This window comes from Paraburkholderia sp. OAS925, from assembly GCF_040543975.1.
In the GTDB taxonomy this organism is placed as follows: domain Bacteria; phylum Pseudomonadota; class Gammaproteobacteria; order Burkholderiales; family Burkholderiaceae; genus Paraburkholderia; species Paraburkholderia graminis.
This window is the reverse complement of the sequence record NZ_JBEUNO010000001.1, coordinates 1654644-1676940: the sequence shown is the minus strand read 5'-3', so window position 1 is coordinate 1676940 and position 22297 is coordinate 1654644. Positions and strand designations below refer to the sequence as shown.

Annotated in this window: 21 protein-coding genes; 4 read left to right on the top strand and 17 right to left on the bottom strand. The window is 63.0% G+C overall.

Annotated elements, in window-relative coordinates; genetic code table 11:
- Positions 1 to 121 precede the first annotated feature (121 nt).
- From ABIE53_RS07330 to ABIE53_RS07275, 12 genes are all read right to left on the bottom strand, one after another.
- On the bottom strand, positions 122 to 502 hold the full coding sequence (locus ABIE53_RS07330) for a response regulator transcription factor (RefSeq protein ID WP_006048295.1): 381 nt from the start codon (positions 500 to 502) through the stop codon (positions 122 to 124).
- 140 nt (positions 503 to 642) lie between these two features.
- Positions 643 to 1044, bottom strand: a complete 402-nt coding sequence (locus ABIE53_RS07325) for a hypothetical protein (protein ID WP_107710198.1) — start codon at positions 1042 to 1044, stop codon at positions 643 to 645.
- 64 nt (positions 1045 to 1108) lie between these two features.
- On the bottom strand, positions 1109 to 2191 hold the full coding sequence (locus ABIE53_RS07320; RefSeq protein ID WP_310075691.1) for a GlxA family transcriptional regulator: 1083 nt from the start codon (positions 2189 to 2191) through the stop codon (positions 1109 to 1111).
- A gap of 106 nt (positions 2192 to 2297) precedes the next feature.
- Positions 2298 to 3098, bottom strand: a complete 801-nt coding sequence (locus ABIE53_RS07315) for a crotonase/enoyl-CoA hydratase family protein (RefSeq protein ID WP_107710203.1) — start codon at positions 3096 to 3098, stop codon at positions 2298 to 2300.
- 2 nt (positions 3099 to 3100) lie between these two features.
- Positions 3101 to 4702, bottom strand: a complete 1602-nt coding sequence (locus ABIE53_RS07310) for a class I adenylate-forming enzyme family protein (RefSeq protein ID WP_107710205.1) — start codon at positions 4700 to 4702, stop codon at positions 3101 to 3103.
- An 18-nt stretch (positions 4703 to 4720) separates the two neighbouring features.
- Positions 4721 to 5911 carry an acyl-CoA dehydrogenase family protein gene (locus ABIE53_RS07305; protein ID WP_192700174.1) on the bottom strand — a complete coding sequence of 397 codons (1191 nt, stop codon included), beginning with the start codon at positions 5909 to 5911 and terminating at the stop codon, positions 4721 to 4723.
- Positions 5912 to 5924: 13 nt separating this feature from the next.
- Positions 5925 to 6803: a nitrilase-related carbon-nitrogen hydrolase gene (locus tag ABIE53_RS07300; protein WP_107710210.1), complete on the bottom strand. Its 879-nt coding sequence runs from the start codon at positions 6801 to 6803 to the stop codon at positions 5925 to 5927.
- 35 nt (positions 6804 to 6838) lie between these two features.
- Positions 6839 to 7735, bottom strand: a complete 897-nt coding sequence (locus ABIE53_RS07295; RefSeq protein WP_107710212.1) for a glycine betaine ABC transporter substrate-binding protein — start codon at positions 7733 to 7735, stop codon at positions 6839 to 6841.
- Between the two features lie 34 nt (positions 7736 to 7769).
- Positions 7770 to 8507, bottom strand: a complete 738-nt coding sequence (locus tag ABIE53_RS07290) for an ABC transporter permease (RefSeq protein WP_006048303.1) — start codon at positions 8505 to 8507, stop codon at positions 7770 to 7772.
- Positions 8504 to 9622 (bottom strand): ABC transporter ATP-binding protein, encoded by a 1119-nt coding sequence (locus tag ABIE53_RS07285; protein ID WP_006048304.1) that lies wholly within the window; start codon positions 9620 to 9622, stop codon positions 8504 to 8506. The genes ABIE53_RS07290 and ABIE53_RS07285 overlap by 4 nt, the downstream gene beginning before the upstream one ends.
- A 2-nt stretch (positions 9623 to 9624) precedes the next feature.
- Positions 9625 to 10350, bottom strand: a complete 726-nt coding sequence (locus ABIE53_RS07280; protein WP_029969901.1) for an ABC transporter permease — start codon at positions 10348 to 10350, stop codon at positions 9625 to 9627.
- A 315-nt stretch (positions 10351 to 10665) separates the two neighbouring features.
- Positions 10666 to 11832, bottom strand: a complete 1167-nt coding sequence (locus ABIE53_RS07275) for an MFS transporter (RefSeq protein ID WP_244230973.1) — start codon at positions 11830 to 11832, stop codon at positions 10666 to 10668.
- A 541-nt stretch (positions 11833 to 12373) separates the two neighbouring features.
- On the opposite strand from ABIE53_RS07275, the gene ABIE53_RS07270 reads away from it, so the two are divergent.
- Positions 12374 to 13141: a transposase gene (locus tag ABIE53_RS07270; RefSeq protein WP_107710214.1), complete on the top strand. Its 768-nt coding sequence runs from the start codon at positions 12374 to 12376 to the stop codon at positions 13139 to 13141.
- A gap of 59 nt (positions 13142 to 13200) precedes the next feature.
- On the opposite strand, the gene ABIE53_RS07265 is transcribed toward ABIE53_RS07270, so the two are convergent.
- The 4 genes from ABIE53_RS07265 to ABIE53_RS07250 form a co-directional block, all read right to left on the bottom strand.
- Entirely contained in the window at positions 13201 to 13488 is a 288-nt protein-coding gene (locus tag ABIE53_RS07265) for a DUF1330 domain-containing protein (RefSeq protein WP_107710216.1), read from the bottom strand.
- Between the two features lie 553 nt (positions 13489 to 14041).
- Positions 14042 to 15211: an IS91 family transposase gene (locus tag ABIE53_RS07260; RefSeq protein ID WP_192700173.1), complete on the bottom strand. Its 1170-nt coding sequence runs from the start codon at positions 15209 to 15211 to the stop codon at positions 14042 to 14044.
- Between the two features lie 6 nt (positions 15212 to 15217).
- Entirely contained in the window at positions 15218 to 16108 is an 891-nt protein-coding gene (locus ABIE53_RS07255; RefSeq protein WP_192700172.1) for a site-specific integrase, read from the bottom strand.
- Between the two features lie 397 nt (positions 16109 to 16505).
- Positions 16506 to 17408: a beta-keto acid cleavage family enzyme gene (locus ABIE53_RS07250; protein WP_192700171.1), complete on the bottom strand. Its 903-nt coding sequence runs from the start codon at positions 17406 to 17408 to the stop codon at positions 16506 to 16508.
- Between the two features lie 175 nt (positions 17409 to 17583).
- Here ABIE53_RS07250 and ABIE53_RS07245 point away from each other — a divergent pair, with 175 nt between their 5' ends.
- Positions 17584 to 18627 carry a phosphotriesterase family protein gene (locus tag ABIE53_RS07245; protein WP_192700170.1) on the top strand — a complete coding sequence of 348 codons (1044 nt, stop codon included), beginning with the start codon at positions 17584 to 17586 and terminating at the stop codon, positions 18625 to 18627.
- Positions 18628 to 18645: 18 nt separating this feature from the next.
- Here ABIE53_RS07245 and ABIE53_RS07240 read toward each other — a convergent pair whose 3' ends face one another.
- Positions 18646 to 19521 carry a TetR/AcrR family transcriptional regulator gene (locus ABIE53_RS07240; protein ID WP_192700169.1) on the bottom strand — a complete coding sequence of 292 codons (876 nt, stop codon included), beginning with the start codon at positions 19519 to 19521 and terminating at the stop codon, positions 18646 to 18648.
- Between the two features lie 272 nt (positions 19522 to 19793).
- Between ABIE53_RS07240 and ABIE53_RS07235 the strand changes: the two genes are divergently transcribed.
- Together ABIE53_RS07235 and ABIE53_RS07230 are read left to right on the top strand one after the other, a co-directional pair.
- A complete protein-coding gene (locus ABIE53_RS07235) occupies positions 19794 to 20879 on the top strand; it encodes a porin (protein WP_192700168.1) in 1086 nt (361 codons plus the stop codon).
- A 55-nt stretch (positions 20880 to 20934) separates the two neighbouring features.
- Entirely contained in the window at positions 20935 to 22236 is a 1302-nt protein-coding gene (locus ABIE53_RS07230) for an MFS transporter (protein WP_006050636.1), read from the top strand.
- Positions 22237 to 22297: the final 61 nt, after the last annotated feature.

The following is a 22297-nucleotide window of genomic DNA, read 5'->3' as shown; positions in this document are numbered from 1 at the left end:
GCGCCGCCATAACGGCGCATGGAAGTCAGACACGCGGGACGCCGACCCATTTAATCCGGCAGTTATCTTATCTGAGTTTTTCGGTATCCAACCGTTAAGTCCCTTCCCGACGAAGCCTTAATCAAGGCTCGCCGCGTTCCGCCTGCAGCGTTTCGAGGCAACGCAATATCGCCGCGCCATCGACGGGTTTGCTCAGCACGCACAGCGCGCCATCGTCCAGCGCCTGGCGGCGCACCGCGTCCGATGCGAACGCGGAGATAAAGATGACCGGCAGAGTGATTCCGTCGTCGATCAGACGGCGTTGCAACTGAAGCCCGCTCATGCCCGGCATCTGGACGTCGGAGATGACGCACGCGACATCCGCGATCTGGCCGGAGGCGAGAAAATCTTCGGCCGACGCATAGAGCCGCACGTCCCAACCCAGCGAACGAACCAGACTCGATGTGGCGATGCGGACGGATTCGTCGTCGTCGATAATCGAAGCTATCGGATGGGAATGCAAGCGACTGATCCTCTGCCATACATGCGGTTACGGCGGCACGCTGTTGCTTCGCCCGCCGTTCAGGTGTTCCCATCTTAGGGAGAAAAGCCTGCCGGGAAAATTATATGTGTGTATAGGGTGGGTGCGTGGAGTCGGCGTTGCTACCCGAAAAGCCGCGCCCACACCTGCCGCACACGACGCGCGCGGTCTTCGAAAAGATATGACGCAACCAGCGCCAGAAGACCTGAAATAGCCCCCGTCAGGATGTGCTCGACGTAGGGGATTCGGTAGTGACTCGCGTGGGAGTAGGCGTCGCCTATCGCTGTCAGGACGCCGACGACAAGCGCATTGCCGTAGCGATGCCCGTAGAGTTTCGCTGCAGGTGTGAAAGTCAGAAGTATGGCCAGGAGCCCGGTGAGCAAACCGGTGCGGAATGCAATCGTCCAGTGGACAAGGCTCATGATATTGCCCCAGCTACCCGGCATGCAGGTCATGCATGCGCTTGTGGGCTGCCAGAAACGCTGGATAAACAGCCTGATGCGGCGCTTCCACTCGCTTGACATGATCGATGCCCTTGTCACGGCCGACGCCAATATACGGTGGAATACTACACTCGCAACGGCAGCTTCACTTCCCCTTGACGTTACGTTCCTGTCCCGGCGTGACGTCAAAGACCTTCCGATAACACCGCCCCAGATGCGAAGCGCTGGCAAACCCGCACTGCATCGCAATGTCGAAGATGGAAGCGGTCGATTCATGCAGGAGCTTTTGCGCCGCCTTCAGGCGCACGCCCAGATAGAACTGCGACGGTCCCATGTCGAAATGCTTGAGCCACATGCGCTCGAACTGGCGAGGCGAGATACCGACCAGCGAGGCGAGTGTCTGCACAGGAACGGGGCGCTCTATGTTCTGCTCCATCAGCGTGATCGCATTGACGATGCGCCGGTCCTCGATACCGTAGCGCCACTGGATCGCCATTTTCTGGCTTTCCTGCGACGCGCGAATCCGCGTATGCAGGAACTGATCGGCGACATCGGCGGCGAGCCGATGGTTATGCGCGCGCGCGATCACGTCGAGCATCAGATCGATCGCCGCGGTGCCGCCGCCGCATGTCAGCCGGTCGCCGTCGATGCAATAGAGGTCGCGCGTGACCGCGAGCGAAGGGAACTCGTCGGCGAGTGCCTTCAACGCTTCCCAATGAATCGTGCAACGCCGCTTGTCGAGCAGCCCGGCGCGCGCGAGGATCATCGTGCCGAGGCTCACGCCGCCGAGCGGTTTGCCTGTCGCAGCATAGCGGCGCAAAAAGTCGAACACCCGCTCGTTGCGGTAGTTCTCCACACCGATGCTCGCCACCACGAACAACTGGTCCACGGCAATCGACGACGTCATTGCGGATTCAGGCTGCAGCGAAAATCCGGAACTCGACGACACGGGCTCGCCGTCGGCGCTGATGAGATGCCAGCTATACAGCGGCTTGCCGCTCACCCGGTTAGCCGCGCGCAGCGGCTCGCTCGCGGAGCTGAGCGCCATCATCGAGAAGTTGGGTACGAGGAAAAAGCCGATGCGTTCCGTGTCGGGCCGTCGCTCCCGGCTCGAATCCGCCGTGCTTTCCGTGGGCGCGGCGGCGAGTGCGGCGGCCAGTGCGCCCTTTCCCGCCACCGGCCACTTTTGACTGCGGGCGGAAGCCGGTTGCGGACCCTCATCGTTCATTTTCCTGCGCATGTCCATGCTGGATTGGCCAAGGTGAGGAAACTGTCGCATATCGGGCCGCGCCGGTCCATCGCCGCATGAGTGCGCAAGCGCTATCGGGCCCGCCTCAATCGCCGGTGTAATTCGGCGGACGCTTTTCGAAAGTCGCGGCGAGCGCCTCGCGATGATCCTCGGTGCGATGCGCGATGCCCTGAAAAGCCGCCGAGAGTTCCAGCAGGCTCGGCAGGTCCATCCGCTGTCCTTCGCGGATGAGGCGCTTGCTCATGCGCAGCACGTTGGGCGGATTGACGGCGATTCGCGCCGCCAGTTCCTTCGCCGCGGACAGCAGTTCCGCGTCCGGCACCACCCGCGAGACGAGCCCCCACGCGAGCGCGCATTGGGCATCGATAGGCGTGCCCGTGAAAATCATTTCCGCGGCGCGCGAAAAACCGATTGCACGCGGCAGCAGCCACGCGCCGCCGTCGCCCGGAATGATGCCGACCTTGGCGAAGCTCTCCGCGAACAGCGCGCTTTCTGCGGCGATACGGATATCGCACATCAGCGCGAGATCGCAGCCCGCGCCGTGCGCCGGTCCGTTGACCGCGGCGATGCAAGGCACGTCCAGTTCATGAAACGCGCGCGGAATGCGTTGAATGCCGCGCCGGTAGTTCTCGCGTATTCGTGCCGCGTTGCCGGCGAACGTGCCGAGTTCGTCGCGCATGTGTTTGATGTTGCCGCCCGAGGAGAATGCCGGGCCCGCGCCCGTCAGCACGATTGCGCGGACGCTCAGATCGGCTTGCGCGCGCGCGAGGCTCGCTACCAGCGCGTCGACCACTTCCATTTCGGTGAGTGCGTTGCGCGTTGCCGGACGGTTCAGCGTGATCGTAGCGACGCCACCGTCCAGTTCGTAAAGTACCGGTTCGTTCATGTTCATGTTCCCGTGCGCAGAAGTTCTTCGGCAACCGATGCGGCCAGTTCGCGGCGCAGCACCTTGCCGCTCGGGTTCAGCGGCAAGCGGTCCACGAACAGTATTTTCTTTGGCCGCTTGTATGGCGCGAGGTCGTCGCTCGCCTTGCAAAACGCAATGACGGCGTCTTCCGTCAACTGTGCGTCGCTGCGCACGACAAACGCCGTGACCGCCTGGCCCCACTTCGGATCGGGCACGCCGATCACCGCGGCCTCCTGCACGCCGGGACAGTGATACAGCACCTCTTCGACTTCCCGCGGATAGATGTTTTCGCCGCCCGAGACAATCATGTCGTCGGCGCGGCCGTGAAAGTGGAAATAGCCGCCCGAGTCGACGCTGAAGAGATCGCCCGTATAGAGCCAGCCGTCGCGAAACTTCTTTGCCGTTTCGATTGGATTGTTCCAGTACGCGCGCGCCAGTTGCGGGCCGCGTACGATCAGTTGACCGACTTCGCCAGGCGCCACGCTTTCCGTGGATGGCACGACGCGCTCCGTATCGTTCGTCACGACGCGGCAGGTGCTGATCAGCGTCGGCTTGCCGCACGACCCGAGGCGCGACAGCGCATCGCGTGGATGCAGCAGCAGCGTCAGGCTCGCTTCGGTCATGCCGTAGCCGTTGTAGACATTCGGACAGAACTCGTCGATGACGCGTTGCATCGCTGCGGCGGGAATGGCCGCGCCGCCCGTGGTGATCATCCGCAGGCTGCTGTGATCGGTCCGCGTGAACGATGGATGGAACAGCATGTCCTGGATCTGCGTCGGCACGGCAAAGAGCGTCGTAATGCGATGTTCGCCGATCGCGGCGAGCGTGCGCTCGGGATCGTAGCGCGGCAGAACGATGTTGGCCGCACCGACCATCAGGTGCGGCATGAAATACGCCTGCATGCCGCCGACGTGGTACAGCGGCGCGATATGAAGCGCCGAATCGCTGCTCGTCAGGCTGTATTCCATCACGCAGTTCGTGGCGATCGCGACGTCGTTGCTATGCGTATGGATCGCGCCTTTCGGGCGCCCCGTCGTGCCGGACGTGTACACCAGCGCCGAGATGTCCTCGGGCGTGACGGGAGGCAGCGGCGCATCGCGATGACGCGTGCCGTCTATCAGCGAATCGAAGTCGTGATGATGCGATGGCGCATCGCCGTCGCCGGGAAGTTCATCGCCGTGGCCGCCGTGCCCTGTCACACGCACATAGATGCGCAGATCGGGCAAGCCCTGTTCGACCTTCGCGACGACGGCGTGCATCGAATCGTCGTAAATCAGTGCCCGCGCGCCGGCATCGCGGATGATGAACGCCGCGTCGTTCGCGGACATCCGGTAGTTCATTGGAACTGCAATCGCGCCGAGTAACTGACAGGCGAGATACGCGGTGGCCGTTGCATCCGATGTCTTCTGGAAGATGGCTACGCGATCCGTTTGCCGCACGCCCAGATCGAACAGCGCCTGCGCGAGTCCGCGTACGCGCACGTCCCATTGCGCGTAGGTCAAGCGCGCGTCGGCGCAGACCAGCGCGAGACGGTCGGGGTACTTCGCAACCGTGTTTTCGAACAGCGAGGTAATGGTCAGCATGATGGAAATGGAGTGCGCTCAGAGGTTGATCTTCAGATCGGGCAGATCGCGCGAGGCGATCAGGTATTTCGCCATTTCCGACGTTCCGCCGACAATCGTCAGCGCGCGCGCGTCGCGATAGAGCTGTTCGGCCCGGCCGTATTCTTTGGTAAGGCCGTCGCCGCCCAATATCTGCACGGTTTCGTTGACACAGAAATTCGCCGTCTCTGTCGCGACGAGCTTGGCCATGGCCGCTTCCTTCATCAGCGCCTTGCCGTCGGCGCCCGCGTCGTACATCTTCGTGGCGCGGTACGTGAGAAGTTCGGCGGCGTCGATCCGCCAGCTCATCTGCGCGATCTTGTCCCAGATCAGTTGCTTGCAGCCGAGGAGCTGCCCGAACGTCCTGCGGCTTTGCGCATGCGCACGGGCGATGTCGAACGCACTGCGCGCGACGCCGAGGCCCGAGCCGCCCAGAATCGCGCGCTCGAAGTTGAACATGCCGCGCATGATTGCGAAGCCCTCGCCGGCCACGCCCAACAGGTGATCCGCGCCGACCCGGCAATCGTCGAACTTCACTTCGCCGACGATGCAGCCGTGCCGGCCCATGAACGTATAGTTGCGCGGAAAGCTGATCCCGCGCGCGTCTTTGGGCACGGCCACGGCGGTGATGCCCGGCCTTTCCAGGCCATCGCGCGGCGTGATGCCGTAGGCGATATAGACGTCCGCAACCGACGCGTTCGAGATATAGCGCTTGAAGCCGTTGATGACCCATTCGTCGGTGCGGGCGTCGTATTCGACACGCGTTTGCATGTCGGCGGAATCGCTGCCCGTGCCGGGCTCGGTCACGCAAATCGCGCCGATCGCGCGGCCATCCAGAATCGGTTCGAGATACGCTTCGCGCACTTCCCTGCTGGCATGACGATGCAGCGGATAGGCGCAGCTCAGCGCGGTGGCGATGGTGGTCTCAAACGCATAGTTGATGGCGGACGCTTCCTCGGAGAGGATCGTCGCGTGCGTGAGACCGGGCTTTGTCAGCGAGCCGCGATACAGGTCCGCGAACATCAGCCGCAAATAGCCGGCTTCGCCCAGCGCGCGCACCACGCGTTTGACGGCGTCCCAGTCGCGGCGCTCTTCTATGTCCGCGGCGCGCGGCGCGAGTTCGCGTTGCAGGAACGCGCGCGCTTCGGCGCGAAACGCGCGGTCTTCGTCGGTAAGGAGAAAATCTTGCATGGCAGACGACGCTTCAGGTATTGACAGGTGAATGAGCCGCGCGGATGCCCCGCGCCGCATAGACGCGTGCATCGCGCACGGTCGGCAGCAGAAAGCGCGCTTCGCGCAGCGCCGCATAGTCGAGTTCGCCGACCACCAGTTCTTCGTCGGTCGTCGAGCCCATCGCGACTGTGTTGCCGAACGGATCGAGAATGCGCGAGCCGCCCCAGAAACGCAGCATGCCTTCGGTGCCGATGCGATTCGCCATGACCACGGCGACCCCATACGTGACCGCATAGAAGCGCAGATTCAGTTCCCACGCGGACGGATTGTCGAAGCCGCCGCCCACCGCTTCGCGCGCGGAACTGATCGGCGCGGCGAGCAGCGTGACGCCGTCGCACATCAGGTCGTGAACGAGCGCGGGGTTCCACAGGTCGTTGCAGATCGGCGTGGCGACGCGCCAGTCGCGGTCGATGCCGAACGCGCCGAGATCCGCTCCCGGCGCGTAATAAAGGCCATCGCGCAGCTTGCCGTAGGTCGCCAGTTGAATCTTGCGATGCACGTGCACGATTGCGCCTTCCGTCACGCTCGCCTGGCTGTTGTAGAACTGGCCACCAGGCGCTTCTTCGATAAAACCAAACGACGTATGCAGACCAACGCTCGCTTGCGCAAGCGCCGCAATGGCCGGGTGATCGACACGCATTGCAAGCTGCAGCGCGTCCTTGCCCGCGCTATGCCCGCATAGGGACAATTCCGGAAAGAGCAGCATCGCGACGCCGCGCCGGCGCGCTTCGTCGATCATGCTCAGATGCTTGCGGAGGTTGGTGTCGAGATCGCCATACGAACTGTCGATCTGCGCGGCCGCGACTTTTAGCGCGCCGTCTCGCGGCGCTTCGGGGGAAGGCGAAGGCATGTTCTCGTCTCTCTGATCTGATCGGGTCGCGTGCGTTACAGCAGACCGGCTTGCTTCAGGAAATCATGCGAGACCTCGCTGAACGATTTCTTCTGCACGTCGACGGATGCGTTCAGACGCGCCATCGTCGGTGCGTCGAGTTTTGCGGACAGCGAGTTGAGGATCGGCCCGAGCTTCGGATTGGCGTCGAGCGTCGCCTTGCGGATCACCGGCGTGAGCGCATAAGAGGGAAAGAAGCCTTTGTCGTCCTTCAGAATGACGAAGTTGAAGGCGGGCACGCGGCCATCGGTCGCGAAGACGAGCGCGATATCCACCTGACGATCCTTCAGCGCCTGATACGTGAGGCCGGAGTCCATCCGCTTGACCTCGTCCTGCGAAAATTCGAAGCCGTACAGCTTTTGCAGCGGACGCAACCCGTCGGGGCGCGCATAGAACTCCGAATTGGACGCGAAGGTCAGCGTCTTGCCTGCTTTAATCGCCTTGGCAAGATCGCTCAGGGTCGCGATGCCCAGCTTCTTCGCTTCGTCCTGATTCATCGCGAACGAGTACGTGTTGTTCGCACGCGAAGGGTCGAGCCATACCAGGCCCTTGCCTGCATCGAGTTCCTTGACCTTCCTGTAGGTGTCTTCCGGCGACAGGCGGTCATTGATCTTGTTGTACGTAATGAGCGACGTGCCCGTGTATTCCCAGTACATGTCGACCTGTCCATTCTCTTGCGCCGAGCGCAGCACCGCACTGCCCAGGCCGTCCTTCTTCGTGACGGTGAAGCCTTTTGCCTGCAGTAGCTCCGTGGTCATTTCGGCGAGCAGTTGCTGCTCGGTGAAGTTCTTGCCGCCGACCACCACGCTGGCCGCCGCGCAACTGATGGCCCACGAGGACGCAAAAGAGAGAGCGACGAGCGCGCAGGCCCGCTTGAAAAAAGTAGTCTTCATGAATTCCTCGGAAAACGCGTATGCGTGGATGGAACTAGCGTTGGGAAGCGACGCCTCGCGACACGAGATGCACCTGCATCTGTCCGACGAGCACGTCTGTGAGAACCGCGAGGACCGCGGTTGGAATAGCGCCCGCCAGCAGCATCGAAAAGTCGTTCATGTCGATGCCGGTAAAGATCAGCTCACCGAGCCCGCCGCCGCCGACGAGAAACGCGAGCGGCGCGGTGCCGACCGTAATGGCGAGCGCGGTGCGAATGCCCGCGAAGATCACGTACAGCGCATTGGGCAATTCCACCTGCCATAGAACCTGCGCAGGCGTCATGCCCATGCCGGTGGCCGCTTCGATCAGCGCACGCGGAACCGCGCGCAGACCTTCGAGCGTGTTGAGCACGATGGGCAGCAAGGTCGCCACCCACAGCGCGAAGATGGACGGCCATCGTCCAATGCCGAGCACGCTCATGGCGAGCGCGAGCAGCGCGAGTTTCGGCACGGCCTGCCCCATGTTGAGCGTCTGCATGAGTGCCTGAGCGACGCGAGCCTGTTTGCCCGACTCGCGGCTCAGATAGATGCCGAGCGGCACCGCGACGACGATCGCGAGGCTGCCCGCGATGGCGACCATCGTCATCTGCGCGATGGACTGGTAGACGATATCGCTGCGATATTGCGCGATCGACGCGAGCCAGTTGTGCCAGTTGTCCGCGCGGGCCTGCAGCGGCGCAGCGCACGCAAAGAGGACGGCGCAACGTGAAAGCAGTGTTCTCATGTTTTTCATGCACAGACCTCCGCGGGCAAACGCAACATGTCGACGATGTGCGCCTGGTTCACGTAGCCGACGAAGCGGCCCTCGTCGTCGACGGTGGGCAGCCATGCTTGTCCGAGCGCGAACATCGACGAAATCACGCTGCGCAGATCGTCGCAATCGCGCGCCACGCCGCGCATGGGCCTGGCATGCGCCGCCGTCAGCGTGCCGTCTATTGCCGCGAGTTCCGCCGCGCCGAAATACCCTTGCGGCTTGCCCGCGGCATCGAGCAAGACGATCTGCTCGACGCCGTGCCGCTCGAGCAGCGCCCGCGCTCGAACGCTGCTGTCGCCTACCCGCGCGGCGCACTCGCAGGCCGACAAAGCGTCTTTTGCACGCACGAGGCGCAGCCGCTTCAATGCCCGGTCCGCGCCGACGAAGCCGGCGACGAACGGACTAGCGGGCCTCGCGAGAATCGTGTCCGGCGTATCGAACTGTTCGAGCCGGCCTGCGCGAAAGATCGCGATGCGGTCGGCCATCTTCACGGCTTCGTCGATGTCGTGGCTCACGAACATGATCGTCTTCTTGACCTGCTGCTGGATGCGCAGAAACTCGTCCTGGATCAGCTCCCGATTGATCGGGTCGATCGCGCCGAACGGTTCGTCCATCAGCATGACGGGCGGATCGGTTGCCAGTGCGCGCGCGACGCCGACGCGCTGCTGCTGCCCGCCGGACAGATCCTTCGGATAGCGCGACAAATAGATCGACGGATCGAGTGCGACGATCTCCAGCAATTCGGCCGCGCGGCGCTTCGCTTTCGTCTTGTCCCAGCCGAGCAGACGCGGCACCACGCTGATGTTTTCCTCGACCGTCATGTTGGGAAAGAGCCCGATCTGCTGGATCACATAGCCGATCTGACGGCGCAATTCGACGACTTCGAACTCGTCCGTATCGCGGCCGTCGATGAAAATCTTTCCCGACGTCGGCTGGATCAGACGGTTGATCATTTTCAGCGTGGTCGTCTTGCCGCAGCCCGACGGGCCGAGCAAAACGCAGATTTCACCCGCGCCGACTTCCATGTCGATGCCGTCGACCACCGGGGCGCTGGCGCCTTCATAGCGCTTCGAGATGCTGGAGAGCTTGATCATGGTTATTGCGCGTGATGAGGAGATTTACGGAACGACGCCCACGCGCCGAGACGCACTGCAAGCCTGCCGGTACGCGACGGGCTGCGAAGGCCCTTCGGCGTCAACAGGCGCTGCACCCAGCCGAGGCCATAGTCGGCGGCGATCGCCAGAACGCTCACGAGAATCGCGCCGGCAATCAGCTGACGCGGGTCCGACTGCGAGATGCCGCGACTGATCAGCTTGCCGAGGCCGCCCGCGCCGATATAGGCGGCGACGGCGGCAATGCCCACATTGATCACCACGGCCATGCGCACGCCCGCCATGATGATGGGCAGCGCAATCGGGATCTCGACTTTCCACAGACGCTGGCGCGTGGTCATGCCGATGCCGCGCGCCGCTTCGCGCAGCGCCGGATCGATGTTAGTGATCGCCGTGTACGTGTTGCGCACGATCGGCAGTTGCGAATAAAGGAAGAGCGCGATGACCGTCGGCAGAAAGCCGATGCCCTGGCCGATCAACGACAGGACCGGAATCATCAGACCGAATAGCGCGACTGACGGAATAGTCATCAGGATCGCCGCGAGGTACAACACCACTCTCGCGGCGCGCTCATTGGCCGTGATCGCGATGCCGAGCGGCACGCCGGTGAGGATGGCAAAACCGACGCCCACCCCGACGATCTCGATGTGCTCAACGGTGAGCCTGATGATCGACGCAAGGTTGTCGATCATGAAAGCAAGGGTATCCACGTTGTCTCCGTTCCGCTGTTGCGTGTCCGTGTGCTTCGCCACCGGGCAAAGATATCCGGACAAAACCCGGAACCCTTCATCTGCATTCGACGTCGTTTGTCACGGAAGCGACATCGCGATTGAGCCGTGGTGCGTTTCCCTTGCGGCACGGGGAACGGGCTATGCATCGCTAAGGGTTATCCCCGTCCTTTAAGCGACAGGTCGGTGCGGTGACTGAATCAGGAAGAAGCGAGAAGAGGCGCTGGCGGCGGGCAAATCGGCGGGCAACTAAGCGCATGGTTGGCGAGGTCGCCCATGACCAGGCGCGGCTTTGCGTTACCTTCCCTGCTGGCGCCAGACGCTGCGCAGCGTGAACGTGGCAAGCGCGCCTGTGACGAGCGCGGTGAACAGATAAAGCCCCGCCGGACCCGCGAGCGCCATCGTCGCGGAAGCGAGAGTCGGGCCGGCGCTCGCGCCGACGGAGAAGATCAGCAGAAGGCCGGCGCTCACGGCGATGCGCTGATCGGCGGGAATGCAGTCGTTCACATACGAGGTCACGACGCCGTACATGGAAAAAGCCACCGCGACATAGAGGTAGCCGAAGGCCCGGACCAGAGCGCCGTCGCGCAGCAGAAACAACAGCACGCTCAGCAATCCGGCGATGACCGCGAGACACAACAACACCTTGCGCCGATCGAAGCGGTCGGCGAGCCGTGCGACGGGCCATTGCGGCACCAGCGCGGCCAGCAGCGCGAAGCCCATGAAATGCGACACCTCCGGCACCGGATAGCCGAGGCGCCGCATGAACACCGGCTGCATCGTATAGAACGCGCTATTGAGCACACCCGCCGACAGGCACGCGAGCACGCCGAGCGGCGCCCAACGGTAGATGGTCTGCAGCCCCGACAGTCCGCGCGCGAGGCGAGAGCCGCAGGACGCAGCGGCCGCCTCGAGCGCGTGGCCGGGTGCGGGCGCGGTGCCTGCCAGCGCGACGGGAATCAGGGACGCCGCGAACAACGCGGCGACCGCGCTGAAGAGTTCGAAGCCGCCGGGGTCCGCGAGTCCGATCAGGAACTGTCCGGTGCCGACGCCGAGATAATTGGTGATCAGATAAGCCGAAAATACGCGGCCGCGTTGAGCGTTCGTCGCGACCTGATGCAACCAGCTTTCGACGATCGTAAAGATGCCGACGAGACAGAAGCCCGTTACGAAGCGCAAGGCCACCCACATCGAGGCCGCGCTCCACACCGCATAGCCGAGCGCGCAGCATGCCGACGACGCAGCCAATGTCACGAATGCGCGGTGATGACCGACCCGCGCGATGAGCGCGCCACCGTACAGCGCGCCGAACAGGAAGCCGACGTAATACGCCGACTGCACCACGCCCATCACGATCGACGGCGCCTGCTGCTGCGAGAGGCGCAGCGAGATGAGCGTGCCCAGCAGGCCGTTGCCGGTGATGAGAATCGCGTAGCCGAGAAGCAGGACCGCGGTGGAGCGCAAGCTTCCAAAGGCCGGCTCGCGTGACTCGACAGCGGCAGCGAGGGGCGCGGCCCTTTCTCCGCAATCGGCGAGCGGTAGCAAGTCCGTTAAAGAGGACGTGCCCGTTGGTTGACACACAGCCGGTTCCGGTGCCTGTTTCATTCGTGCTGAGTCTCGTTCGTCCTGCGCGGCACCGTTTAGCGACGTTGGGGCTTTCGAGTTCCGAATGTAGCGGTCCGCCGCCTCGCCGGCATATCGCGAATGCGACGTCGGTTAGCAGCATAACGACATTATGTTTTGCGCTTCATCGCGCTGCGCGCCTTCGGGTCCAAACACCGGAGCGTCAAGCGGTGTGAAACGCGGCGCCGCTCTTCCGCGGTGGCACAAAAGGGACACCGGCTGCGATCGGCAAATCAATGAAAAGAGGCCGGAAAAAAGGCCTGTTCGCCACGTAACGCGCGCACACCGCCGATAGAATTTCGTCCTATAGGCAGTTACACACCGCCACACGTTCGACTCCGGTCGGATCGCTTTTTCACATCGGATTTCCGGTTAATTCAGCATGACACGGCTTGCACGGCACTACGTCCCAGAACAACCGCAGCACGTTATCTTGCAGGGGTTCACGGGGCACGCGTTTTTGGATGAAGGCGACTATCTGTACTTCATCGCCTGCCTCGCAGACGCAGCGCGCGTCGCCGGTCTGGCCGTCCACGCGTGGGTCCTGATGCCCGACGCGGTACAGCTGCTCGTCACGCCTTCCTATGAGTCGAGCCTGGCGATGGCGATGCAAGCGGTCAGCCGCCGCTATGCCGAGACCTTCAACCGACGCCACGGACGCCGCGGCATGATCTGGCGTGGCGGGTACTCGGCGACAGTGATCGAGCCCGAGCGATACTTTCTGCTCGCGAGCCACGTCATCGATCATGCGCCGGTGCGCAACCGCCTTGCGGCTGAGCCAGGACAATACCCGTGGTCGAGCTATGCGCACCACGTCGGGCTGCGCATCGACAGGTTCATCAAGGAGCATCCGGTCTACCGGGCGCTCGGCGATACGCCGATCGAGCGCCACGAGGCTTACCGCAATCTGGCCGCGCAGCGTCTTGACGATCACGACGTCGATAACCTGATGCAGTCGACCCTCGAAGGCTGGGTGCTCGGCGGCGCCGCGTACTGCGAATGGGCGGCGCAGACCGCGAATCGGCGTTTGATGCCGCTGTTGCTACGCGACCGGCAGCCGAAGGTGCGCGCGACGCGCGCCGTCGCGCATCGGACGAATGAAAAGAAACAGGAGCGAGGAGCGAGCGTCGAACTATCGCAGCCAACGTGAGGCCGCGATTGTGGTGATCGCCCGCTGAGGTCCACGACCCCGCGCGTCGCCGCCCTTTCTTACACGCCTTCCACTAGAACGGCGCGATACTTGGCGCCCTTGAATCGATGCTGTGCGACTTCCTGATACGCAGGGCTGTCGTACCACGCACGCGCGGTCTCAGTCGACGGAAACTCGACAATCACGACGCCCTCCGGCGCGTCACCCTCGAGGACCTGCTGAGGTCCGTATGCGGCGAGAATCTTCACGGGATGACCTTTGAAGGTCTCGCCCACCTTGCTTTGGTAGATGTCGAGCTCGTCCTGAGCCTGCGTGCTTTCCCTCGTGAAGACAATATAAGTCGTCATGGCTACGCTCCTGAGCGTGGAATAGAGGCGGATACGATGATGCCATGGAATTGTGGCGGGGCTCGGGGCGCGGGGCGCGGCGGGGGTGGTGGCGGTGGCGGTGGTTGGGGTGGAGGGATGCCGGGGGTTCGCAGACGGATGGTCGTGTGGCGGTAGGAGGCGAGGCGTCATACGATGTCTGTGCTGGCGGCGGACGCATATCGTTAAGGTTTATTCGATGCCTGCCATCGGCCGCAGGAATGTGCATGCATCCGCCCGTGTCGGCAGGCGTCGAATAAACCCGATGGAGGAAACCGCGGGGTGCGCCGGTGCGGCTGGAGGCTTCGTGGCTATGGCGATTGATAGGCCGCTATGCTTTGTGGTGCAGGATGCGGCACGCTCAGGCGGGGTGCCGGAGCGTCGCTAACGCCGGAGCGAAGCGGTGCAGTCGTGCATTCACGGTGATGAAGTGGGTGGGCGAAGCGCTTTGCGAAGCGACACACGCAAACGTCCTCTCGTGGGCTGCGTTGCCGCAAAGCCGACGGTCGGTTCGGATATCGAGGACCCGTGTAGTTCATGTCTGATCCCGGCGCATCGGCGGTGCGCGGATCGGGGCGCTGCGCGCGAGGATATCGGTGACGATCATCGGCGCGCCGCAGTGCCGGCAGGTGAAGACGGGCCGGACTTCGATGATGGCGTCGTCCGTTGGCGGGCGGATTTCGGGTACGACGTGCAGCAGATCGCGTATCCTCGCGAGCCTGGCGCAGCGCACCGGGTTCGCAAGCAGTCCGTAGTGACGGATCCGGTGGAATCCACCGGGCAGCACATGGAGCAGGAAACGGCGCATGAATTCGCTGGCCTCCAGCGTCATGGTCTTGTAGCGGGTGCGTCCCTTCGCACGGTAGTCCTTCCAGCGGAACGTCACGCCACGCTCATCGAAGGCGACCAGGCGCTGGTTGGAGATCGCGACGCGGTGCGTGTAGCGTGAGAGGTATTCAAGTACCGCCTTCGGTCCGGCGAATGGGTGCTTGGCGTAGACCACCCATTCGCATTTATGCATTGGCGCAAGCCACCGCGCAAAGGTGGCGGGATCAGCGAGCCCGGCGTACTCACCGAAGAACTGTAGCTGGCCATGCCGGTGTGCCGCTTCGAGCGCTTCGAGGAAGCGCCGGCGAAACAGGCGTGAGAGCACGCGCACCGGCAGGAAGAAGCCGGGCCGGCACGCAATCCAGCGCTCGCCATCGGGAGAGAGTCCGCCGCCGGGTACGATGCCGTGCACGTGGGGATGATGCGTGAGTGCCGAGCCCCAGGTGTGCAGGACGAGCGTGGCCCCGATCTGCGCGCCGAGATGCCGGGGATCGGCGGCGATCGTGCGCAGGGTGTCGGCGGCGATGTCGAGCAGCAGGCCGTAGATGATCCGTTTGTTGTACCAGGCGATCGCACTGACGGGCGCGGGAAGCGTGAAGACGACGTGGAAGTATTCGACGGGTAGCAGATCGGCCTGACGTGCCTCCAGCCAGCGGTGTGCGGCGCTGGCCTGGCACTTCGGGCAATGCCGGTTGCGGCACGAGTTGAAGGACACCTCTGTCCTTGCGCAGCCTGAACAGCGCAGCACATGCCCGCCCAGTGCCGCCGTGCGGCACCGTTCGATGGCCGACATAACCTTCAGCTGCCCCAGGCTCAGGTGCGTTGTAGCCCGCCATGCTGGCCCGTGGCTGCCGAAGATGTCCGCAACCTCCAGCATGAGGCGCTAAAGCCCAGGAGCCGACTCGGTGGGCAGACGGTCCAGCGGACTGGTGACCTCGCGCAGCAGGTCGGTGGCCACCTGGACGTAGAGCGCGGTGTTCTCGAGCTTGGCATGGCCGAGCAGCACCTGGATCACGCGGATGTCTACCTTCTGTTCAAGGAGGTGTGTCGCGAAGCTGTGCCTCAGCGTGTGCATGGATACACGTTTGTCGATGTGCGCAGCCTCGGCGGCGGCATGAATGGCGCGGTTCAGTTGCCGCGTGCTCAACTGATCGAGCGGATCGAGCCCGGGAAACAGCCACCCACCATCGGGCATCTTGCCCTGCGCACGGGCCACGCGCCACCACACACGCAGACGCTCGAGCAGCACCGGCGAGAGCATGGCGTAGCGGTCACGACGGCCCTTGCCCTGCTCGATACGCAGTGTCATGCGTTCGCTGTCGACGTCGGCGACCTTCAGCGCGACCACTTCGCTGGCGCGTAGCCCCGCGCCGTACGCGACCGACAACGCGGTCTGGTGCTTCAGGTTGCCGGCGGCCTCGATAAGCCGCCGCACTTCGTCGGGGCTGAGCACGACGGGCAATACGCGGGGCACGCGCACGGGTCGCATCCTGACCATCAGTTCGGGCCGGTCGAGCGTCACCGTAAAGAAGAACTTCAGTCCGGTGATCGCGTGATTCAGCGACACGGCTGATGTGCCGTGGTCGACCAGATAGAGCTGGTAGCGGCGCAGGTCCTCGACGGTGGCTGTGTCTGGCGAGCGCCCGAGAAACCGGGTGAACTCACGCACGATGTGCAGATAGATGTCCTGCGTCTTGGGGGCAAGCTGGCGCATGTGCATGTCGTCGATCATGCGCTGGCGCAATGGGCTGACGTTTGCTGGTAAGGAGGTCATGATTCGGCTCCTGCTGAAGAACGAGGCGGATTGCCTCATTCGCCAACATAAAGCCGCGTGACCGGCCTCTCCCTCACCTCCAGCGTCAGCCCGTAGCCCCTACCGCGCGAGCGGTTTAGTCCGTCGACCCTTTGCGGCCAGTCACATCGTTACAGCCGAACGTCTTATATTAGAGCGAAGCAGACGTCCGAATGCCCCTGTCTGAGCGAATACGAATGGCGCTTACCGAACGACATCTCGTGATCGACGGTGTCAAGGGAGAGAAAGGCGGAGTTAGATCTCCACACAAACCGGACGGACCATTAGTCGGAGCGATGAGCGGACTGAGCACCGATAAATCGGGTTCCCTGTGAATTTTCCGGATCTATATCTAAGGCGCCTAGGCCGACATTTGCGATCAGAGATGCAAATGAGAGCCTGGTCTCAAGCCGATGATGTCGCGAGCCTCCGCCGGCGTGGCCGGCTCGTAACCCATCTCGCGTACGAGCCGCACGATGCGCTCGGTGAGTTGCACGTTCGTGGCGAGTTCGCCGGGACCGTAGTACAGATTGTCTTCGAGACCCACGCGCACGTGGCCGCCAAGCAGGAGCGAATTCATCGCCGAAGGCAGTTGCGCCGGGCCAATGCCACTCACGCAAAAGATACTGCCTTTCGGCAGTAGATCCACCATCGACTGCAAGACGCGCGGCGTATACGGCATGGCGTTCTGAAAGCCACGATGCGCGCCCAGCACGATGTTGACGAAGAACGGTTCTGTGTCGAAACCGGCGGCCGTGAGCGTCGCCACGTCCTGCGCGATATGCGTCGGGCTGAAAACTTCCCACTCGGGTTTGATGCCGCGCTTTTTCATTTCTGCCGCGAGCTGCTTCGAGCGCTGCGGCGATGTATGCATGAGCAGTTCCTTGTCATCGAAACTCGCAATGATGGTGGTCGCGTCGAGCGTGCACATTTCTGCGCCCGCTTCGAGTCCCTTCAGCCGCTCCTCCCAGAGAATCTCCCAATAGCCGTTGGGCGCCTGCGCGATCATGTCGCCGTGCACGCCGCCACCCGTCGAGTTGTTGATGACGATGTCGCATTGCGCGCGAATGCGGGCGTTGATGTCGCGATAGATCGCGGGATCGCAGGTCGCGCCGTCGTCGGGCCGGCGCGCGTGGATCGCCACGACGCTCGCGCCCGCGTTGAAGCAGTCGTACACGTCGCGCGCGATTTCGTCGGGTTGCGTGGGCAAGTGCGGATTCTGCTTTTTGCTCGCCATGCCGCCCGTTGGCGCGATGGTCACGATGACTTTCGGTTTGCTCATGGGTGTCGTCTCCGGGAAAAGTTGCTTCGGTGATTTTTTTGGCCGAAGAACAGTTTTTTGTTGTTCATCGTACAATGAAATCTATTCCCGCTTGGCGGACGCATCAACCTGGGGATAACGTGAGCCTGTAACAGTTCACGCTCGCCGCTTCCGCCGCTCTAATGGACGCCGCAACATGAACGAACCTCTTTCACGCAAGGGTCGCATTCAGACCGTGCTCGGTCTGATCGAGCCCGACGAGCTCGGTCCCACGCTGATGCACGAGCATCTGCTGATCGACCTCGTGCCGCCGCGCCTTGCCGAAGACGCGGATCACGATCAGACCGACATCGACATTTGCAATTGCTGGAAGATCAACTATGGGCAGGTGCCCTCGCTGAAGAACTATCGGCTCGACCAGAAGGACGTGGCGATCGAGGAACTGGCGGAATTGCGCGCGGCGGGCGGCGCTGCCATTGTCGATTTGACTACGGGCGGGCTAAAGCCCGATCCCGAAGGACTCGCGCAGATTGCGTGCGAAACGGGCGTGCAGGTGGTGATGGGTTGCGGCCATTACGTGCACGAGTATCAGGACCCGGCAAACGCGCAGCGCAGCGTCGACGACTTCGCGCGCGAGATGATCGGGCAGATCACGGAAGGCGCGTGGGGCACGGCGGTGCGCGCGGGCATGATCGGCGAGATAGGCTGCCAGTCGCCGTGGACGGATCAGGAAAAGCGCGTTGTGCATGGCGCGCTGCTCGCGCAGCAGGAAACCGGCGCGGCGCTCAACCTTCATCCGGGGCGTCACGCCGATCAGCCGCAGGAGCTCGTCGATACGATCCGGCGTTTGGGCTTTCCGCTGGAGCGCGTGATCATCAGCCATATCGACCGCACGATTTTCGACGACGAGCGTCTGCTGCGTCTCGCTGACTCGGGCTGCGTGATCGAATTCGACCTCTTCGGCTGGGAGCAGAGCGCGTATCCGATGTCCGACATCGACATGCCCAACGACGGCGCGCGCCTGCGCATGGTGCGCTCGCTGTTCGACCATGGTCACGCGGAGCGCGTGCTGATCAGCCATGACATCTGCACGCGCACGCGCCTGGGTCGTTACGGCGGCCACGGCTATCAGCACATTTTCGCCAATATCGTGCCGCGCATGCTGCGGCGCGGCTTCACACAGGACGAAATCGACACGCTGCTTACGCGCAATCCTCGCCGTCTGCTGACGTTCGTTTGACGCGGCTCGATCCCCAACTCACTGCGCGAGCATGCGTTCCATGCCCGCGATGGTGACTTCCACGAAGGTGTCGAAGCTCGAATCGAGCGGCACCTCGCTGCCGCTTTGCCAGCGCACGATAAACGCGCGATTCGCGAGCGCGGGGAGATGACGCGCGAGTGTCGGGTATTCGAGCGCGCGAATATCGTGAACTTTCTCCTGCAACTGGTTGGTCCAGATCGCGAGATCGTCGGTGGGCAGCGGCGCGAATTCGAGCGTGGCGAAGCCGACCATGCTCGCGACCGCCACGTTGTACATGTCGACGAGGCGCGTTTCGTCGCAGCCCGCCTGCAATAGCACTGCGAGGATGCGGTCGATTAGCAGCGGGCTCAGACTGGCGTTCGACACGAGTTGCGCGCCCACGAGTTGCGCCACATTCGGATGCTGCTGCACCGACTTGCGGTAGCGGCGGAACAACTCGCGAAACCAATCCTGCCAACTGAGCTTGCCGATTTCGGGTGTGACGCCTGCCATGGTTGCTTCGACCACGGCGGCGAGCACTGCGTCGCGATTGGGCACGTGCCAATACACGGCGGTGGGATAGACGTCGAGCTGGCGCGCCACTTCGCGCAGGCTGAAGGCCGCGAGGCCGTTCTGGTCGATCTGCTCGATCGCCACCGCGACGATGCGCTCGCGCGTAAGCGCCTTGTTGGCAGGTGCCGCTTTCTTTCTGGTCGTGCTGCTGGTGCGTTTCGCGGGCGTTTCCGCCGATGCTTTGGCTGACGTTTTAGCCGCCGATTTGACTGACGTTTTAGCCGGCGATGTCGTTGAATGGGCCGTGCCGTTTGCCGTGGCTTTCGCCGCCGTCTTCGTCGTTTTTGCTGCGGCTTCCTTTGCAGTGATAGCTTTCTTCACATGTGATCCGTTATTCGATGAAGCGCCCAGTGCGCCACCCTGGCCAGTGAGGTCAAGTAGGGCCGGGTCGGACAAGCTTTCATTGTATACCGCACAACTGTCTCTTCACCGCGACGCCAGACGCATCTCCGTTTTTTTCCTGGTTGCGTTTCCATTTTGATCGCCATATAACCTTGTCTTGTTCACTGAACAACAAAACAATGTTCGAAGGACAGATGAGCGGCTGGCAACGTTCAGCCGCGACATTCACACGACGGGTATCGGAGATCGTTATGAAACGGAAACTGTTGGGGAGCGCAATAGGCCTGATGGCGGCGAGCGTCGCTGCGCACGCGCAATCGTCGGTCACGTTGTACGGCGTGATCGACGACGGGCTCACATTCGTGTCGAATCAGGGCGGCCATCACGCGTATCGCATGGACGACAGCATCAGCCAGGGCGACCGCTTTGGTTTTCGCGGCGCGGAAGACCTGGGCGGCGGCCTGAAGGCTATCTTCAATCTCGAAGGCGGCTTCAATCCCAACACGGGCGCGTCGCGTCAGGGCGGCCTGGAATTCGGACGTCAGGCATATATTGGGCTGCAAAGCGACCGCTTCGGCACATTCTCCCTCGGCCGCACCTACGACCAGATGACGACCACGCTGATCCGCTACCACTCGGGCTACTGGTCCGGAATTTACGCGTTCGACGCGGGCGACCACGACCGCATCTCCGGCAACTGGCTCAACAACGTCGTGACCTACGTGAGCCCGACCGTGCGCGGCCTGCGTTTCTCCGCGCAATACGCTTTCAATTCGCTCAGCGCCACGGCGAACAACTACGGCGTGGCGTACAGCCTGAGCGCGACCTACGAGCATGGGCCGTTCAGCATCGGTGCGGCGACCACCAGCATTCACGACTACACGGTCACGCCCGGCAGCAGCCTTGGTGTGGGCAGCTTCCTCGGCACGAACGTGGCGTTCTCGTCGCAAGCCGTGGTGGTCGATCGCTATCGCACGGCCGGCCTGGGCGCGTCGTACGATTTCGGCATCGTCGGCCTCTCGGGCTTGTACACGAATACGCGCTACGAAAAGGGCGCGAACGCCTCGACGATGCAAAGCTTTAACGTGATCCTGCACGGCAATCTGCGGCCGGATCTTGTGCTCGCGGGCGGCTACGGTTACTCGAAGATGTCGCCGTATCAGTGGAACGAATTCAACGCGGTGCTCGACTATCTGCTTTCGAAGCGTACCGATGTGTACTTGAGCGCGAACTACGACAAGGCCAACGGCGGCGCGCGCGCCGTGCTCGTGACGCTGCCGATCTCGGGCAACGACAAACAGCTTGCCGTGCGCGTGGGCATTCGCCACAAGTTCTGATGCTCGCCACTGCGCCAACGCACTCCTATTTCCAGTCTCTCTGCCGGACGCGATCATGAACAGCAGCTCCTCTCACGCAGCTCCCTTCGATACCACCACGCCCGCTACGCTGCGAGCCGAGCAGCGGCGCGCCATCGGCGCAGGTATGGTCGGCTATATCCTCGAGTGGTTCGATTTCGGAGTGTACGGTTTTCTCGCGGCGATCATCGCGAAGAACTTTTTCCCGTCGACAGACGAATTCACCTCGTTGTTGGCCTCATTCGGGGTGTTCGGCGTGGGCTTCGTCGCGCGGCCCATCGGCAGTGTCGTGCTCGGCCGAATCGCCGACGTGCGCGGCCGCCACATCACGCTCGCCACCACCATGATCCTGATGGCGCTCAGTACTGTTGCGATTGGCTTTCTGCCCACGTACGAGAGCATCGGCATCGGGGCGCCCGTGCTGCTGGTGGCGGCGCGTCTCGTGCAGGGTTTCGCGGCGGGTGGCGAGTGGGGCACGGCGGCGGCGTTTCTGGTGGAGTGGGGCGGCGCGAACCGGCGCGGCTTCTTCGGCGCGTTTCAGCAATCGAGCATCGCTGCGGGCCTGCTGCTGGGCTCGCTCGTCGCGGCCATACTTAGCAGCGCGCTCGATTCGAACGCACTCGCTTCGTGGGGTTGGCGAATTCCGTTCTTTCTCGGCGCATTGCTCGGGCCGGTGGGTATGTACGTGCGCCGTCGCGTGCAGGAGTCGCCGTCGTTCGAGAGCGAGGCGGCGCGCGCTCACACATTGAGCGGCGTGCAATTCGCGAAGTCGCTGTTTCACGCGTTTTCGTTCGTGATTTTCTGGGCCGTGAGTTCGTACATGGTGGCGGTGTATATGCCCACGTTCGCGAACAAGTATGCGCATATCTCGCGCACGCAGGCACTCTGGACCAGCACGGCCTCGCTCGCCACGGTGATGATCGTCGCGCCGCTCATGGGCGCGCTGTCCGACCGGATCGGCCGCAAGCCTGTGCTGCTCGCGAGTTGCGTGTTCTTCGCGCTGCTTTCGTATCCGCTCTATGCGTTCATTGTCTCGGGCATCGGTTTCATGACGTTCTTCTGGACGCAATTGCTCATGAACGTGGTGTTCACGATGTATTCGGGTGCGGGCCCGGCGGCGCTCGCGGAGATGTTCCCGACGCGCGTGCGCTCCACCGGCGTGGCGTTCGGCGGCGCGCTTGCGACCATCCTCGGCGGCTTTTCGCCGTTCCTCACCACGTGGACGATCGCCTCGACGGGCGCGAGCGCGAACGCGGGTTGGCTGCTCGCGGGCAGCGCGTTGTTCACGCTTCCCGCGCTGGTTGTGATGAAAGACCGCGCGCGCGAAAAGTCGATTTGATGCGCGCTCCGCTGCGAAATTTACTTGTTCACCGTACAATAAAGTTAAGATCCACCGCTCA

Excerpts from the sequence above, each read along its gene's own strand:
- ABIE53_RS07300 (WP_107710210.1), bottom strand. The coding sequence starts at position 6,803 with ATGCCTTCGCCTTCCCCCGAAGCGCCGCGAGACGGCGCGCTAAAAGTC.
- ABIE53_RS07265 (WP_107710216.1), bottom strand. The coding sequence starts at position 13,488 with ATGACGACTTATATTGTCTTCACGAGGGAAAGCACGCAGGCTCAGGAC.
- ABIE53_RS07305 (WP_192700174.1), bottom strand. The coding sequence starts at position 5,911 with ATGCAAGATTTTCTCCTTACCGACGAAGACCGCGCGTTTCGCGCCGAA.
- ABIE53_RS07290 (WP_006048303.1), bottom strand. The coding sequence starts at position 8,507 with ATGAAAAACATGAGAACACTGCTTTCACGTTGCGCCGTCCTCTTTGCG.
- ABIE53_RS07260 (WP_192700173.1), bottom strand. The coding sequence starts at position 15,211 with ATGCTGGAGGTTGCGGACATCTTCGGCAGCCACGGGCCAGCATGGCGG.
- ABIE53_RS07315 (WP_107710203.1), bottom strand. The coding sequence starts at position 3,098 with ATGAACGAACCGGTACTTTACGAACTGGACGGTGGCGTCGCTACGATC.
- ABIE53_RS07310 (WP_107710205.1), bottom strand. The coding sequence starts at position 4,702 with ATGCTGACCATTACCTCGCTGTTCGAAAACACGGTTGCGAAGTACCCC.
- ABIE53_RS07285 (WP_006048304.1), bottom strand. The coding sequence starts at position 9,622 with ATGATCAAGCTCTCCAGCATCTCGAAGCGCTATGAAGGCGCCAGCGCC.
- ABIE53_RS07250 (WP_192700171.1), bottom strand. The coding sequence starts at position 17,408 with ATGAGCAAACCGAAAGTCATCGTGACCATCGCGCCAACGGGCGGCATG.
- ABIE53_RS07295 (WP_107710212.1), bottom strand. The coding sequence starts at position 7,735 with ATGAAGACTACTTTTTTCAAGCGGGCCTGCGCGCTCGTCGCTCTCTCT.
- ABIE53_RS07235 (WP_192700168.1), top strand. The coding sequence starts at position 19,794 with ATGAAACGGAAACTGTTGGGGAGCGCAATAGGCCTGATGGCGGCGAGC.
- ABIE53_RS07320 (WP_310075691.1), bottom strand. The coding sequence starts at position 2,191 with ATGAACGATGAGGGTCCGCAACCGGCTTCCGCCCGCAGTCAAAAGTGG.
- ABIE53_RS07230 (WP_006050636.1), top strand. The coding sequence starts at position 20,935 with ATGAACAGCAGCTCCTCTCACGCAGCTCCCTTCGATACCACCACGCCC.
- ABIE53_RS07270 (WP_107710214.1), top strand. The coding sequence starts at position 12,374 with ATGACACGGCTTGCACGGCACTACGTCCCAGAACAACCGCAGCACGTT.
- ABIE53_RS07255 (WP_192700172.1), bottom strand. The coding sequence starts at position 16,108 with ATGACCTCCTTACCAGCAAACGTCAGCCCATTGCGCCAGCGCATGATC.
- ABIE53_RS07325 (WP_107710198.1), bottom strand. The coding sequence starts at position 1,044 with ATGTCAAGCGAGTGGAAGCGCCGCATCAGGCTGTTTATCCAGCGTTTC.
- ABIE53_RS07245 (WP_192700170.1), top strand. The coding sequence starts at position 17,584 with ATGAACGAACCTCTTTCACGCAAGGGTCGCATTCAGACCGTGCTCGGT.